This window comes from Asanoa ferruginea (assembly GCF_003387075.1).
Taxonomy (GTDB): domain Bacteria; phylum Actinomycetota; class Actinomycetes; order Mycobacteriales; family Micromonosporaceae; genus Asanoa; species Asanoa ferruginea.
Genome location: NZ_QUMQ01000001.1, coordinates 8,494,598 through 8,508,766, shown reverse-complemented (window position 1 = coordinate 8,508,766; position 14,169 = coordinate 8,494,598). Strand labels below are relative to the sequence as shown.

Sequence of the window (14,169 nt, the reverse complement as noted above, 5' to 3'; positions counted from 1 at the left end):
ACCCGATGATCTTCGCGGTTAATCCGGTGGGGATTCGCGCCAGTCAACCGGTACACTTCCACCGTGCTGCTCTGCGAAGACTGACCTGCCCCGGCGCCGACGGGATTCCACCCGATCGGCGCTCTTGCGTGCCCAGAGTCAGCCTTCCTCACAGAGAGAGCGTTCCTGATGATCACTGCCACCGGGCTGGAACTTCGCGCCGGTTCGCGGATCCTGCTGTCCGACACCACCCTGCGGGTGCAGCCCGGCGACCGGATCGGCCTGGTCGGTCGCAACGGCGCGGGCAAGACCACCACCCTGAAGGTCCTGGCCGGCGAGGGCACCCCCTACACGGGCGCGGTCGAGCGCACCAGCGTCGTCGGGTATCTGCCGCAGGACCCGCGTACCGGAGACCTCGAGGTCACCGCCCGCGACCGGGTCCTGTCCGCCCGCGGCCTGGACGCCCTGCTGTCCGAGATGAACGCCGTCGAGGCCAAGCTCGCCGAGGACCCGACCGACGCCCTGGTCCGCCGCTACGGCTCACTCGAGGAGCGGTTCGCGTCGCTCGGTGGCTACGCGGCCGAGGCCGAGGCCGCCCGGATCTGCGCCAACCTCGGCCTGCCCGACCGGGTGCTGGCCCAGACCATCGGCACCCTCTCCGGTGGCCAGCGCCGCCGGATCGAACTCGCCCGCATCCTCTTCCAGGACGCGGGGGAGGAGGGCACCGGCATCCTGCTCCTCGACGAGCCCACCAACCACCTCGACGCCGACTCGATCGTCTGGCTGCGCGGTTACATGGCCGCGCACAAGGGCGGCCTGATCGTGATCAGCCACGATGTCTCGCTGCTCGACGCGGTGGTCAACAAGGTCTGGTACCTCGACGCCAACCGATCAGTGGTCGACAGCTACAACGTCGGCTGGAAGACCTACCTGGAGCAGCGCGAGACCGACGAGCGGCGGCGCCGCCGGGAGCGGGCCAACGCCGAGAAGAAGGCCGGCGCGCTCAAGGCCCAGGCCGACAAGATGCGGGCCAAGGCGACGAAGGCGGTCGCCGCGCAGAACATGGCGAAGCGGGCCGAGAAGCTGCTCTCCGGCCTCGAAGACCAGCGGGTCAACGACCGGGTCGCCAAGGTGCGCTTCCCGGAGCCGGCGCCCTGCGGGCGTACCCCCTTGACGGCTGCTGGTTTGTCCAAGTCTTACGGGTCGCTGGAGATCTTCACCGATGTTGACGTGGCCGTCGACAAGGGCTCCCGGGTCGCCATCCTCGGCCTCAACGGTGCCGGCAAGACCACCCTGCTGCGGATGCTGGCCGGCATCCTCACTCCCGACACCGGCGAGGTGGTCGCCGGGCACGGGCTGCGGCTGGGCTACTACGCCCAGGAGCACGAGACGCTCGACGTCGACCGCACCGTGCTCGAGCACATGCGCTCGGCGGCGGCCGACCAGACCGACGGCGACCTGCGCCGGATCCTCGGCGCGTTCCTGTTCAGCGGCGACGACGTGAGCAAGCCGGCGGGCGTGCTCTCCGGTGGCGAGAAGACCCGGCTGGCGCTGGCCACGCTGGTCTGTTCCGGCGCCAACGTGCTGCTGCTCGACGAGCCGACCAACAACCTCGACCCGATCAGCCGGGAGCAGGTGCTCGACGCGATCGCCCGCTACCCGGGTGCGATCGTGCTGGTCACCCACGACCCGGGCGCGGTGCTGGCCCTCAAGCCCGACCGGGCGATCCTGCTACCCGACGGCGACGAAGACGCCTGGAGCGACGACCTGCTGGAGCTCGTCGAGCTCGCCTAGCTTTTCGCTAGATCAAGATCGCTTTGATGATGATCGCGGTCACGGCGCCGGTCGCCACGAGAAGCAAGGGCGTCGGTATCGTCTCGCCGCCCTGGTGGCGAGGTGCCACCGACGCCATCGTCAGCCAGGGGAAGAACGGCAGCCACGACGTCTCCGCGCCGCCCCGGGCGAGGCCGGTCACCAGCGTGAAGAGCACCGCGATGCCGGCCGCCACCAGGAACGGCCAGCCCGGCGTATTGCGCGACTTGCGCAAACTGGCATAGAGCGCAGGTCCGGCCGCCAGCAGCAGCACGACCAGGCTGATCCCGCTCCACCAGAGCACCGAGCGGTGCGGCTCGACCCGCACCGCGAAGTCGTGCCGCGCGTCCATCACGCCGTCGAACCAGTTGAAGCCGAGCCGCTCGGCGACCACCACCGGGATCAGCGCGGCCAGGCCGGTGAACAGGTTGAGGGCCGCGCGCCGCCGGGCGAAGTAGAGGAACGCCGCGGCCAGGCCGAGCCAGGGTGCACCGTAGGCGAACAGGGCCGCGACGCCCAGGAGCAGGCCCGACACGCTGGCCCAGATGCCGGCCCGGACCCCGGTGCGGCGCTCGTCGGAGGCGTGCACGCCGGCCGCGATCAGCGCCGCGCCGAGCACCGCCACCACCCCTTCGACCCCGGCGGCGAGCCAGACCGCGTAAGGAGCGAGGGCCAGCACCGGCAGATAGCGGCGGGCCGCCAGATCACCGCAAACACCCCGGACAGCGAACAGCACCAGGGGTACGACGGCCGCACCCACCGCGGTCAGCAGGAGGCCAAGTCCGATACGTTCCGTGATACCGATGCGCATCAACGCCCAGAGCAGAAGGATCGGTCCCGGTGGATGCCCTCGGGCGACCACGGAAGGGATCATCCCTTCGGTGGTGTAACCCCGCAGATAGTGAAGAGGATCGTCACCCACTCGGGTGGCGTCGGCGAGGTAGTCATCGGGGATCGTCAATGCGTTCGCGAGGTCGTGGTGGCCCTGCACGAGGGCCAGCGAGAGGGTCCAGAAGACCGCGACCAGCCACCCGGAAAGCAGCACGAGCGGCCATTTCATGCGCTCCCACCAGCCCCGGTAGGCCCCCGCGACGACCGCCGCGGCGACCGTCGGCGCAAGCACGCTGGCCAGCGAGATCGTCAGCGTGTAGGAGCCGAGGAAGGGCGCTCCGGCGGTGCCGAGCCGGGCACCGCCGCGCACCGCGAGCCACGTCGCGAGGGCGCCGACAGCGGCCAGGACGAGCCACCCGACAAGGTCGGTCCGCTCGTCCCGATGGGCGGCTCGGGCCTCCTCAGGCGTCACGGGCCAACACGGTATCGGGTTGCCGACAGTACCGTGCGTGTCGGTTGGCGAAGAGTTGATATCTAGCGCATGATCGTCCGAGGCGGTCTAATAGGTGGGACCGCATGAAACCGCACAGTCTGGGACGTGAGGAATCAACATGGCAGCCACCGGCACAGCCACCAGCACTGAGAAGGGTCGCCGAATCGTCGGGGCCGAGCGGCAGACGCTGGCCAAGGACCTGGTCAAGCGGTACACCTCCGGTGAGAGCATCCGCGCGCTCGCGGCCTCGACCGGTCGTTCCTACGGTTTCGTCCACCGGGTGCTTACGGAGTCGGGCGTTCAGCTTCGCCAGCGCGGCGGCGCTCGCCGTCGCAAGAAGGCCTGATCCCCGTCCCACCCGGTTTTCCGCCGCCCGTGGAGCACGGCCCTCGATGACCACCAGTGGGGTAGATGTCAGCCACGCCGGGCCGGTCGCGACGGTGACGTTGCGCCGGCCCGACGTGCTCAACGCACAGACCCCGGCGACCTGGATGGCGCTGCGCGACATTGGTCGCGAGCTGCCCGGCGACGTGCGGGTCGTCATCGTGCGAGGCGAAGGCCGGGCATTCTCGGCCGGCCTCGACATCTCCGGTGGCACCGGCGCGGGCTTCCTGGCCGAGATCGGCCGGTTGAGTCCCGAGGCCGCCGCCGATCGGGTCCGCGAATACCAAGAGGGCTTCACCTGGCTGCACCGGCCCGACATCGTCTCGGTGGCCGCGGTGCAGGGGCACGCGATCGGCGCGGGGTTCCAACTCGCGCTCGCCTGTGACCTGCGGGTGCTGGCCGATGACGCGAAGCTGACGATGGCCGAGGTCACCCTCGGGCTGGTGCCCGACCTGGCCGGCACGAAGCGGCTCGTCGAGCTGGTCGGATACGCCCGGGCCCTGGAGATCTGCCTGACCGGCCGGCGCGTCGGCGCCGACGAGGCGTTGGGGCTCGGTCTCGCGACGGTGGTCGTCCCCCGTGATGATCTCGATTCGGCGGTTTCCGACCTGGTCGCCGCGTTGCTCGCCGCGCCCCGCGACGCCGTCGTCGAGACGAAGGCCCTGCTCACCGGCGCGGTCGCGCGCTCGTGGGAAGAGCAGCTCCGGGCCGAGCGCGAGGCGCAGGTGCGCCGGCTGCGCGACCTGGCCGGCCTGGGAGAGTAAGGAGCCCTCGGGAAGATCCCGTTTACTCCCAATGTTGTCGTACCCGTCAGGGAGACTTCCCCTGTCGAAACACGGCACGGAGGTGCGGGGTGACTTCTCCCGGTGGGATGAACGCGTGGACCATGCTCCGCGCGGAGCGTGATCGCGAGTCCATTCGTGCCCACCGACTGGCCAGCGGCACCTGGCGGCGCATCATGCGGTTCGCCCGGCCCTACCGGGTCGACATGACGATCTTCCTGATCACGGTCGTGATCGGCGCGGCGATCGGCGTCGCGACCCCGATCCTGGCCGGCCGGGTGGTCAACACGATCACCGGTGGCGCCTCGGGCGCGGCCACCGAGGTGATCCGGATCGCGGTGCTGATCGGCATCCTGGCGGTCGCCGACGCGCTGCTCTCGCTCGCACAGCGGTGGTATTCGGCACGCATCGGCGAGGGCATCATCCTCGACCTGCGCACCCGGGTCTACGACCACGTCCAACGCATGCCCCTGGCGTTCTTCACCCGCACCCAGACCGGCGCGCTGGTCAGCCGGCTCAACAACGACGTGCTGGGCGCGCAGCGCGCGTTCACCTCCACGCTCTCCGGCGTGGTCAGCAACACGATCCAACTGGTGCTCACCGCGGTCGTGATGTTCACCCTCTCCTGGCAGATCACCCTGCTGTCGTTGGCCCTGCTTCCGCTGTTCATCATCCCGGCCCGCCGGGTCGGGCGGAAGTTGGCCACGATCACCAAGGAGTCCTACAACCTCGACGCCAAGATGAACGCCACGATGACCGAGCGGTTCGGCGTCGCCGGCGCGATGCTGGTCAAGCTGTTCGGCAGCCCCGAGCTCGAGGCCAAGCGGTTCGGCGAGCGGGCCGAGCGGGTCCGCGACATCGGCATCCAGCAGGCCATGTTCTCCCGCACCTTCTTCGTCGCCATGCTGCTGGTGGCGTCGCTGGCCCAGGCGCTGACCTATGGCCTGGGCGGCTACTTCGCGGTGACCGGCGCGGTCAGTGCCGGCACGGTGGTCACGCTGGCGCTGCTGCTGACCCGGCTCTACGGCCCGCTGACCGCGCTGTCCAACGTGCGGGTCGACGTGATGGGCGCGCTGGTCTCCTTCGACCGGGTCTTCGAGGTGCTCGACCTGACCCCGGCGATCACCGAGAAGCCCGACGCGGTCACCATCCCGCGCGGCGCCGGCTCGGTCGAGTTCCGCGACGTGACCTTCCGCTACCCGTCGGCCGCCGAGGTCTCGCTGGCCTCCCTCGAAGACGTGGCCACCCTCGACCGCACGGTCTCCGAGCCGGTCCTGCACGGCATCTCGTTCGCCGTGCGGCCCGGCGAGATGGTCGCGCTGGTCGGCCCGTCCGGCGCCGGCAAGTCGACCACGTCGATGCTGGTCTCCCGGGTCTACGAGGCGACCGGCGGAGCGGTCCTGGTCGGCGGCGTCGACGTCCGTGACGCGACGCTCGCCTCGCTGCGCGACACGATCGGCGTCGTCACGCAAGACGCCCACCTGTTCCACGAGACGATCGCCGAAAACCTGCGCTACGCCAAGCCCGACGCCACCGACGACGAGATCTGGGCGGCCCTGGCCGGAGCCCAGATCGGCGACCTGGTCCGCGAGCTGCCCGACGGCTTGGAGACGATGGTCGGCGAGCGCGGCTACCGCTTCTCCGGCGGCGAGAAGCAGCGCATCGCCATCGCCCGCCTGCTGCTCAAGGCCCCGTCGGTAGTCATCCTCGACGAGGCCACCGCCCACCTCGACTCGGAGTCCGAGGCCGCGGTGCAGCGCGCGCTGGCCACGGCCCTGGCGGGCCGCACTGCCCTGGTCATCGCCCACCGCCTGTCAACGGTCCGCGACGCCGACCAGATCCTGGTCCTAGACCACGGCCGCATCGTCGAGCGCGGCCGCCACGAGGACCTGGTCGCGGCCGACGGGCTTTACGCCGAGCTCTACCGCACCCAGTTCGCGGTAGCCGACTCGCCAACCCCCTACGTCGAGGCCGCCCTCGACGCAGCCGAGGTCATCACGGTCCCCGACACCGCCTCAGCCCGCGACTAGCTCCAGCCCCCAGCCCATCCCGTCCAGCCCGACCGGACTGGTCCGGCCCGGTCGCGCCCACGCTGGGCCGAGCCGGGGCTCGGCCCAGCCTGGTCCGGCCCAGTCCCCTGCAGCCCAACCGAACCGCGGCCCGGCGCGGCCCGGCTCGGCCCGGCCCGGTCCCGCGCAGCCCGACCGAGCCGCGGCCCGGCCCGGCCTGGTCCGACCCGGCCCGGCCCGGCCTGGTCCGACCCGGTCCGGCGCAGCCGAATCGAGCCGCGGCTCGGCTCGGCTCGGCCCGGCCTGGTCCGACCCGGTCCCGCGCAGCCGAATCGAGCCGCGGCCTGGCTCGGCTCGGCCCGGCGTGGTCCGACCCGGTCCCGCGCAGCCCGCCGAGCCGGGGCTCGGGTCGGCCTGGCTCGGCTCGGCCCGGCGTGGTCCGACCCGGTCCCGCGCAGCCCGCCGAGCCGGGGCTCGGGTCGGCCTGGCTCGGCTCGGCCCGGCGTGGTCCGACCCGGTCCCGCGCAGCCCGCCGAGCCGGGGCTCGGGTCGGCCTGGCTCGGCTCGGCCCGGCGTGGTCCGACCCGGTCCCGCGCAGCCCGCCGAGCCGGGGCTCGGCTCGGCCTGGCTCGGCTCGGCCCGGCGTGGTCCGACCCGGTCCCGCGCAGCCCGCCGAGCCGGGGCTCGGCTCGGCCTGGCTCAGCTCGGCCCGGCCTGGTCCGACCCGGTCCCGCGCAGCCGAACCGAATCGCGGCTGGGCTCGGCCCGGCTCGGGCTGGTCCGACCCGGTCCCGCGCAGCCCAACCGAGCCGCGCCTCGGCTGGGCTCGGCCGGGTCCGGCCCAGTCCCGCCCAGCCCGGCTGAGCGGCGGCTCGGCCAAGCCCCAGCCAGCGGTCGCTGCGTTGGGCAGTTGTCGCTTTGGGCACGGCCGTCGGCCTGGGTCGGTGAGGCGGTCAGGTCCGAGGCGCTCAAGGCCTCGCACGTTGGCCCGTCCGCCACGATCGCGGGCGGCGGATCCGGGGGAAACGAAGACCAAAATCAGACGTGGCCGCGGATTGCCGGATCTTGCAGCGCGCGACTCGGCGATCTGGGGCGGCAGATCAGTAAGTTTGATCTTTGTTTCAGCAGATCTGGCGCCCCAGATCGCCTCGAACCATGCTTCGGGGTCCCACGCGGGAGGAGTCGCGGCTGATGGCGCGGCCCGGTTCGCCGTTGCGAGCGCTCCTCATCGTGCGGTCACGGACGCGGACCAGATCCCGCGTCGCGCCCCGTGGTGGCCCGTCCGCGAAGGGTCTCGACGGCGTCGGCGATCTCGGGCGCCTGCCGCATGGGCAGGAAACCGTGCGCCGCGTCGGGCACGACCCGGTGCTCGCCGCGCGGCACGGCGGCGGCCATCGCCGCGTGCATGGCGTCGATGCCCCGGTGCGCGCGGGTGACCAGGTCCGCGTCGGCGAAGTGCGACCAGAAGGGGTTGCGGGCGCCGGCGGTCAGCACGATCAGCGGCACGTCCGGCAGTGGGCCGCCGCCGCGCAGCTCGGCGTAGATCTCCGTGTCGAAGTTGCGGGTCTCCTCGATCGCCGTGCGCCAGTGGTCGAGGTGATAGTCGATCAGCGCCGCTCTTTCTTCCGGGGGCCAGGCGGCGTAGAGCTGCGCGTACTGGCCGCGGGCCGCCGTCAGTTGGTCTTCCGTCAGGTCTGGCATCGCGTCGGTGTGCCGCTTCATCTCCTCGTCGAGCGCCTTCGCCTCGGGCGGTAGGAAGTCGAGGATGTCCTCGTGGCCGGGGTCGAGCAGGAGCAGCGCGGCGACCTCGGTGGGGAAGAGTTGGGCGTAGCGGCGGGCGTAGAAGGCGCCGAGCGAGTGGCCGGCGAGGATGACGGGGCCGGTCACGTGCGCGGCTTCTAGCAGCGTGTGAAGTTCCTCGGCGACCGCGGCCGCGCTGCGCGGCAGGGCGGCCGGGTCGCTCCATCCGGTGCCGGCGCGGTCGTAGATCACGGCGGCGCTCGTCGCGGTCTGCGCGGCCAGGAAGTCGAGGCCGACCAGGCCGGCTCCGGGGAGGAAGACGACCGGTAGGCCCGCGCCGGCTGTGCGGTGCAGCCAGAGTGCACGGTTGCCGAGGTCGTAGCGCTGCCCGAGGGTGGTCATGCGACCAATGTTCGCACGGATGCGAACAGTGTCAAGTGTGAGACAATTCGCGAATGGACACGGTCGAGCTGTTGGTGCATCCCGTACGGCTGCGGATCGTGCACGCCCTGTCCGGCGGCCGGGTGGTGACCACGGGCCAACTCGTCGCGCGGATGCCCGACGTCTCGAAGGCCACCGTCTACCGCCACGTGGGCGTGCTGGCCGACGCCGGGATCATCGAGGTCGCCGGCGAGCAGCGGATCCGCGGCTTCGTCGAACGCAGCTACCGCCTGCACCGCGACCGCGCCACCATCCCGGCCGACCGGGTGGCCGCGGCGACCCCTGCCGAACTGCGCGCGGCCTTCGCCGCCGCGATGGCGACGCTGATCGCCGAGTTCGACGCCTATCTCGACGGCGCGGCCGCCGACCCGGTCGCCGACCTGGTCGGCTTCCGCCAGCACGCGATCTGGCTCTCTGACGACGAACGCGCGGACCTGGTCGAGGCCATGCGCGCGGCGCTGGTCACCCGGATCGGCAACCCACCCGCGCCCGACCGCCGACCCCACCTGCTGAGCCCGATCCTGTTCCCCATCACCGGCGACTGACCGTTTGTCGGGTGCCGCGGGGTGGGGCAGGATCAACGACATGGATCTGGGCCTGGCCGACCGCGTGTACGTGCTCACCGGCGCCACCCGCGGCCTCGGCTTCGCCACGGCCCGCTGCCTGGTCGCCGATGGCGCTCGGGTGGTCGTCTCGTCCCGCCACCCCGCCCACGTCGAAACGGCGATCGCCGAACTCGGCGGCGTCGGCAAGGTCCAGGGTGTGGTCGCCGACCTGGCCCACGACGAAACCCCGGCCCGCCTGGTCTCGGCGGCCCAGGAGGCCTTCGGCCGGCTGGACGGCGCTCTCGTCTCCGTCGGCGGCCCACCACGCGGCACGGCCCTTGACGTCTCCGACGCCGACTGGCGCACGTCCTTCGAGACGGTCTTCCTCGGCGCGGTTCGCACCGCCCGGGTGATCGCCGCGGCCCTCCCGCCCGGCGGCGCGATCGCGCTCGTGCTCTCGTCGTCGGCCCGCAACCCGATCCAGAACCTGGGCATCTCCAACGGCTTCCGCCCGGGCCTGGTCGGCGTGGCCAAGGACATGGCCGACGAACTCGGCCCGCGCGGCGTGCGGGTGCTCAGCCTGCTGCCGGGCCGCATCCTGACCGACCGCACCAGGGACGCCTACGGCGACCCGGCCGACCCGACCAGGCCCCGCGCCGACGTCGCCGAAGACGTCCCACTGCGTCGCATCGGCGACCCGGCCGAGTTCGGCCGCACGGCCGCCTTCCTGCTGTCACCGGCAGCGTCCTACGTGACCGGTTCGTCGATCGCCATCGACGGCGGCCTGATCCGCGCGCTGTGACCGCCCCCGACGGCCCACGGGCGATGGCGGCGAGCGTCCCGGCGACCAGGATCGGCCCGGGCGGCAGCCGGGCAAGGCCGTTGTTGCTCGCGGCAGCGGCCACGATGCTGGCGGTCGGCAGGGCGGCCGTGGCACCGTGACCCGCCCGACCAAAGCCGACCTGGCCGCCGCGGCCGACCTGCTCCTGCCCGACGTGATCGGGCCTGACCTGCGGGTGCTCTTCGTCGGCATCAACCCTGGCCTGTACTCCGCGGCGACCGGCCACCACTTCGCCCGCCCGGGCAACCGCTTCTGGCCGGCCCTGCATCGCTCCGGCTTCACCGACCACCTCTTCGAACCTGCCGAGCAACTGTCCCTTCTGGACCTCGGCCTGGGCATCACCAACATGGTCGACCGGGCCAGCGCCCGCGCCGACGAGCTCACCGCGGCCGAGTTGGTGGCCGGGGGAGAGGCGCTGGCGGCGAAAGCGGCACGCTGGCGCCCCCGCTGGGTCGCGGTGGTCGGGATGACCGCCTATCGGACCGCCTACCGCCGTCCGAAGGCCACCGTCGGTCCGCAGGACCACCGCCTCGGCCCGTCGCGGGTCTGGGTGCTGCCCAACCCGAGCGGCCTGAACGCCCACTACACGCCGGTCACGCTCGCGGCCGCCTTCGCCGAGTTGCGGGTGGCAGCCGAGCGATGACGGTCGCACCCGAGCCTGACTGTTGGCTGCACCCAGACGTCGCGGTGCGCGACTCGTCGATCGCTGGCCGCGGCCTGTTCGCCACGGCGGCCATCCCGGCCGGGACGGTGGTCTCACGGCTCGGCGGCCGCCTCGTCTCAGACCAGGAGCTGCGCGACCTTTTCGCGGCGGCCACCGGCTACGTCGACACCATCACGGTGGACACCGACCTACACCTGGTGCTGCCACCACGACGCCCCAACGGCTTTGGCAACCACAGTTGCGACCCGAACCTCTGGTGGGTCGGCGCCTACGAACTGGCCGCCCGCACCACCATCGCGCCCGGCGACGAGTTGACCAACGACTACGCCACCAGCACCGCGGACCCGGACTTCACCATGACCTGCGCGTGTCGCTCACCGCTCTGCCGCGGAACGGTCACCGGCAACGACTGGCGCCGCGCCGACCTGCGCGAGCGCTACGGCACCCACTGGGTGCCAGCCCTGGCGTCGCGCGCGGTTTGATCAGGCGGCGGCGATGGCCTCGATCTCGACGAGCCAGGCGCTGTCGAGGGTCTGCGCGACGACCGCGGTTGTCGGCACCGCACGGCCACCCAGGGCGGCCACTCGGGCCGCGGCGTTGGCCTCCGCGTAGGCCGGATCGCGCAGATAGCTGGTCAGCCGCACGATGTTGTCGACGGTCATGCCGGCCGAGGCCAGGATGGTGCGGATGTTGTGCCAGATCAGGTCGAGCTGCTCGGCGAGCGTCGCGCCAGGCTTCCCGGAGGCGTCCAGGCCCATCGTGCCCGCGATGAACAGCATCCGGGAGGCACCGCGCACCTCGATGGCGTGGACGTAGTCGTCGCTGGCCGGATAGATACCCGACCGGGGATTGTGCGAGATACTCTCCACTTTGGTCACTCTACTGTCGGTGCCGGCCAAGGCGTTCGCGGACCAGCTGCCCGAAGACGCCGTTGGGCTGGCCGCAGGACAGGCAGGTGAACGTCTCGTCGAGCCGGCCCGTCACGCACTGGTCGCAGGCGCCGTGGTCGCGCGGGTCGTGATAGGACCGCAGCGCCGCCACCAGAGCCGCTGCGGCCGCCGGGCTCAGCGACGCCGACACCGCCACCGGCACCGGCAGGCCGCCGGAATCCGGCGCCAGGGCGTCGATCCGGGAGGCGAACTCCGCCAGTGCCGCCGAAACCTCGGCGGCCGTCATCGGACCAGGATCTGCACGGCGATCAGGATCGCCAGCACGTCGGGGCCGCGGACCACCTGGCGGATCAGGTCGACCGGCATCGAGCCCATCGGGGATTCAGCCACCGAGCCACCGTAGATCATCGGGCCGCGGGTCGAGGTCCGGTATACGGCCGCGGCGACGCCGACGATCAAAAGCACGGTCAGCCAGCCCGGGCCGGCGCCGACCGCGGGCACGGTCGCGAGCCAGAACAGGATCGCGGCCAGCGTGGGTACGAGCAGGTGGGTCATCTTCAGGCTGGCGTCGGTGCCGCCGATCGCGCGGCGTAGGCCGGCCGAGCGGGCGATCCCGCGCAGGCCGCCGGCGAACCGGTCGGCGGCCAGGAACGCGGCGATCACCTGCACCGACGGGGCGACGGCGGGGAGGGCGACCTGCACGGCGTACACCGCCAGGACGAGAACCGCCCACCAGGCGGACGCGGCCGGATTGCGGCCGATCCGGCGGAGGTCGGCCTGGAGCAGCACCCACCATTGCGGGCCCGACCGGAAGCGGCCCGTGCGGACCCGGCCGACCGCGCGCCAGCGCTGGTTCTCGACGACCGCGGCCAGCATCGACGGGTCCAGCAGGAGCAGCGCCGACGACGCGGCCGACGCGAAGCGGGCGCCCGTCGACAGCGTCGAACGGTCGATCCGCGGCAGCGCGCGCACGGCCAGGACCAGGAAAATCATCGCGGGTACGACGCCCGCCAGCGCGACCACCGGCAGCACCGCGACCGGTGGCTGGGCCGGCGCGTGGCTGAACAGGCCGTGGTCGAGCACCACCCCGAGCACCAGCAGCCCGCCCACCCCCGCCAGCACCACGGCCGGCCAGCGGGTCCGGCGGCCGAAGAACGCCTGTGCCGTCACCGCGCCGGCGGCGAACGCGGTGCCCCAGGTCAGGCCCGCCACCGCCGCCCACACGTAGCCGCCGGAGCGGCCGATCGCCGCGGCCACCGCGGCCAGCACCGCCGCACCGCCGGCCGCGGCCAGGGCCAGGCCGGCGAACCGCGGCGCCAGCACGGCCCGGCGGGAGATCGGGGTGCTCGCCAGCCAGCTCTGCACGGCCGGGCCGACCTGGAGTGGGCCGACCGCCGTGAGGCCCTGCCAGACGAAACCGGACAGCGCGATGCCGGCGCCGACGCCGATCCAGTAGCGGGCGGCGGGATCGGCGGGGGAGGCCTCCACCTGGCGGTGCAGGAAGTCGCTGAACGAGTCGATGCCGGCCCAGCCGTAGATCGCGATCAGGAACGCGATCATGTAGAGGTCGGTGAGCAGGTCGCCGATCGAGCGGTCGCGATGCTGGCGGCGGGCGCGGCGCAGTCGGGCCTTCAGCTCGCCGGCCGGTGGGGGTGCCGCGCCGGGTGGCGGCATCAGCGCGGTGGTGGTCACCCGCCGATGCCGATCCGGACGTCGGCGACCGCGTCGATGAGCTCCGCGTCGTGGGAGGCCATCAGCACCGCCGTGCCGGCCGCCTTCTCGCGGCGCAGCCGGTCGGTCAGCCAGGCCCGGCCGTCGACGTCGAGGCGCTGCTCGGGCTCGTCGAGCACCAGCACCCGGCGCGGGCGGACCAGGCAGGACGCGAGCGCGAGGCGGCGCCGCTGGCCGCTGGACAGGGTGATCGGCAGTTGGTCGCGGGCCGACTCCAGGCCCAACTCGCTGAGCACCTCGTCGACGGGGTCGCCGCCACCGCCGTGCGCGTAGGCCAGCAGCCCGAGGTGCTCGGCCACCGACAGATCCGGGAAGAAGTCGATGTCGTCGAGCGCCGCCGCCATGATCGAGCGGGCCCAGGCGTCGGTCTCGTAGATCCGGCGCCCGCCCACCGTCACCACGCCCTCGTCGGGGCGGTCGGCGCCGATCACGCAGCGCAGCAGGGTGGTCTTGCCCGAGCCGTTGGCGCCGAGCACGGCACCGACCTGGCCGGGTTCGACGGTGAAGGTGACGGCGTCGAGCACCACGAGGTTGCCGAACCGGCGGGTCAGCCCTTCGGCCTTAAGCGCGTCCACAACCCGCCACTCTCCCAGAGCGACCCTGAGCGGACGCTGCGGGCCCAGCCGGACAGCCGGCCGCGGGCGACCGGGGCGGACCCGCCGTCGTAGCGCCAGGCCGCCTCCCGCGCCGCCAACTCGGCCCCGGCGGGCCCGGTCAGCGGGGCCAGCGAGCGCGCCAGGTCCCACCCGTCACGCAGGGAGCCGTTGGTGGGCCGGGCGGCGGCCCACTCGATGAACACGGCCGGCCACCGGTCGCCCTGGGCGGTCGCGAGCATCGGCCACGCCCGGGCGACCTCACCGGCCCGCTTGCGCAACAGCGCGTCCTGGGCCATGCCGACCAACCGCGGATCGAAGCCGGGCGGCACGGCCGCACCGGAAGTCAGCGCCGCGACCAGCGCCGCCTGCCGGGCCGCGAGGTCGCCGGTCACGTGACCGCCCGCGGGTCGAACCCCGCCCTCACGGCCGCC

At 72.7% G+C, this 14,169-nt stretch carries 15 protein-coding genes; 8 read left to right on the top strand and 7 right to left on the bottom strand.

All coding sequences use genetic code 11. The annotated features are described in order from the left end of the window. Positions 1-168: 168 nt before the first annotated feature. On the top strand, positions 169-1,773 hold the full coding sequence (locus DFJ67_RS39645; protein WP_116074498.1) for an ABC-F family ATP-binding cassette domain-containing protein: 1,605 nt from the start codon (positions 169-171) through the stop codon (positions 1,771-1,773). 7 nt (positions 1,774-1,780) lie between these two features. Here the strand turns inward: DFJ67_RS39645 and DFJ67_RS39640 are convergent, their stop codons facing one another. Further along, entirely contained in the window at positions 1,781-3,094 is a 1,314-nt protein-coding gene (locus tag DFJ67_RS39640) for a hypothetical protein (protein WP_116074496.1), read from the bottom strand. 139 nt (positions 3,095-3,233) lie between these two features. Here DFJ67_RS39640 and DFJ67_RS39635 point away from each other — a divergent pair, with 139 nt between their 5' ends. The 3 genes from DFJ67_RS39635 (at position 3,234) to DFJ67_RS39625 (ending at position 6,311) form a co-directional block, all read left to right on the top strand. Continuing rightward, entirely contained in the window at positions 3,234-3,461 is a 228-nt protein-coding gene (locus tag DFJ67_RS39635; RefSeq protein WP_085066491.1) for a helix-turn-helix domain-containing protein, read from the top strand. Between the two features lie 46 nt (positions 3,462-3,507). Next, the gene (locus tag DFJ67_RS39630; RefSeq protein WP_116074494.1) at positions 3,508-4,263 is read left to right on the top strand and encodes an enoyl-CoA hydratase/isomerase family protein; all 756 of its coding nucleotides are present in this window, start codon (positions 3,508-3,510) and stop codon (positions 4,261-4,263) included. A gap of 107 nt (positions 4,264-4,370) precedes the next feature. Continuing rightward, complete coding sequence (locus DFJ67_RS39625) at positions 4,371-6,311, top strand: ABC transporter ATP-binding protein (protein WP_116074492.1); 1,941 nt, start codon at positions 4,371-4,373, stop codon at positions 6,309-6,311. Positions 6,312-7,526: 1,215 nt separating this feature from the next. Here the strand turns inward: DFJ67_RS39625 and DFJ67_RS39620 are convergent. After that, positions 7,527-8,432 (bottom strand): alpha/beta fold hydrolase, encoded by a 906-nt coding sequence (locus DFJ67_RS39620; RefSeq protein ID WP_116074490.1) that lies wholly within the window; start codon positions 8,430-8,432, stop codon positions 7,527-7,529. A 53-nt stretch (positions 8,433-8,485) separates the two neighbouring features. Between DFJ67_RS39620 and DFJ67_RS39615 the strand changes: the two genes are divergently transcribed. From DFJ67_RS39615 to DFJ67_RS39600, 4 genes are all read left to right on the top strand, one after another. Continuing rightward, positions 8,486-9,016 carry a helix-turn-helix domain-containing protein gene (locus DFJ67_RS39615; RefSeq protein ID WP_116074488.1) on the top strand — a complete coding sequence of 177 codons (531 nt, stop codon included), beginning with the start codon at positions 8,486-8,488 and terminating at the stop codon, positions 9,014-9,016. Between the two features lie 40 nt (positions 9,017-9,056). Continuing rightward, positions 9,057-9,818 carry an SDR family oxidoreductase gene (locus DFJ67_RS39610; protein ID WP_116074486.1) on the top strand — a complete coding sequence of 254 codons (762 nt, stop codon included), beginning with the start codon at positions 9,057-9,059 and terminating at the stop codon, positions 9,816-9,818. Positions 9,819-9,954: 136 nt separating this feature from the next. Then, positions 9,955-10,500, top strand: a complete 546-nt coding sequence (gene mug / locus DFJ67_RS39605; protein WP_116074484.1) for a G/U mismatch-specific DNA glycosylase — start codon at positions 9,955-9,957, stop codon at positions 10,498-10,500. Further along, positions 10,497-11,003 carry an SET domain-containing protein gene (locus DFJ67_RS39600; RefSeq protein ID WP_116074482.1) on the top strand — a complete coding sequence of 169 codons (507 nt, stop codon included), beginning with the start codon at positions 10,497-10,499 and terminating at the stop codon, positions 11,001-11,003. Before mug ends, DFJ67_RS39600 begins: the two co-directional genes overlap by 4 nt. Here DFJ67_RS39600 and DFJ67_RS39595 read toward each other — a convergent pair whose 3' ends face one another. The 5 genes from DFJ67_RS39595 to DFJ67_RS39575 are packed head-to-tail and all read right to left on the bottom strand — an operon-like array spanning position 11,004 to position 14,130. Then, a complete protein-coding gene (locus tag DFJ67_RS39595) occupies positions 11,004-11,390 on the bottom strand; it encodes a RidA family protein (RefSeq protein ID WP_116077200.1) in 387 nt (128 codons plus the stop codon). A gap of 10 nt (positions 11,391-11,400) precedes the next feature. Then, complete coding sequence (locus tag DFJ67_RS39590; RefSeq protein WP_116074480.1) at positions 11,401-11,697, bottom strand: hypothetical protein; 297 nt, start codon at positions 11,695-11,697, stop codon at positions 11,401-11,403. Beyond that, on the bottom strand, positions 11,694-13,103 hold the full coding sequence (locus tag DFJ67_RS39585) for a DUF6297 family protein (RefSeq protein WP_116074478.1): 1,410 nt from the start codon (positions 13,101-13,103) through the stop codon (positions 11,694-11,696). The genes DFJ67_RS39590 and DFJ67_RS39585 overlap by 4 nt, the downstream gene beginning before the upstream one ends. Then, complete coding sequence (locus tag DFJ67_RS39580) at positions 13,100-13,717, bottom strand: ABC transporter ATP-binding protein (RefSeq protein WP_116074476.1); 618 nt, start codon at positions 13,715-13,717, stop codon at positions 13,100-13,102. Before DFJ67_RS39580 ends, DFJ67_RS39585 begins: the two co-directional genes overlap by 4 nt. Continuing rightward, positions 13,690-14,130, bottom strand: coding sequence for an SCO6045 C-terminal-like domain-containing protein (locus DFJ67_RS39575; RefSeq protein ID WP_116074474.1), 441 nt, complete (start codon positions 14,128-14,130; stop codon positions 13,690-13,692). Before DFJ67_RS39575 ends, DFJ67_RS39580 begins: the two co-directional genes overlap by 28 nt. Positions 14,131-14,169: the final 39 nt, after the last annotated feature.

Bases quoted from the DNA above. Each gene is read 5' to 3' on its own strand.
- DFJ67_RS39610 (WP_116074486.1), top strand. From the start codon at position 9,057: ATGGATCTGGGCCTGGCCGACCGCGTGTACGTGCTCACCGGCGCCACC.
- DFJ67_RS39635 (WP_085066491.1), top strand. From the start codon at position 3,234: ATGGCAGCCACCGGCACAGCCACCAGCACTGAGAAGGGTCGCCGAATC.
- DFJ67_RS39600 (WP_116074482.1), top strand. From the start codon at position 10,497: ATGACGGTCGCACCCGAGCCTGACTGTTGGCTGCACCCAGACGTCGCG.
- DFJ67_RS39630 (WP_116074494.1), top strand. From the start codon at position 3,508: ATGACCACCAGTGGGGTAGATGTCAGCCACGCCGGGCCGGTCGCGACG.
- DFJ67_RS39590 (WP_116074480.1), bottom strand. From the start codon at position 11,697: ATGACGGCCGCCGAGGTTTCGGCGGCACTGGCGGAGTTCGCCTCCCGG.
- DFJ67_RS39620 (WP_116074490.1), bottom strand. From the start codon at position 8,432: ATGACCACCCTCGGGCAGCGCTACGACCTCGGCAACCGTGCACTCTGG.
- DFJ67_RS39625 (WP_116074492.1), top strand. From the start codon at position 4,371: ATGAACGCGTGGACCATGCTCCGCGCGGAGCGTGATCGCGAGTCCATT.
- DFJ67_RS39615 (WP_116074488.1), top strand. From the start codon at position 8,486: ATGGACACGGTCGAGCTGTTGGTGCATCCCGTACGGCTGCGGATCGTG.
- DFJ67_RS39645 (WP_116074498.1), top strand. From the start codon at position 169: ATGATCACTGCCACCGGGCTGGAACTTCGCGCCGGTTCGCGGATCCTG.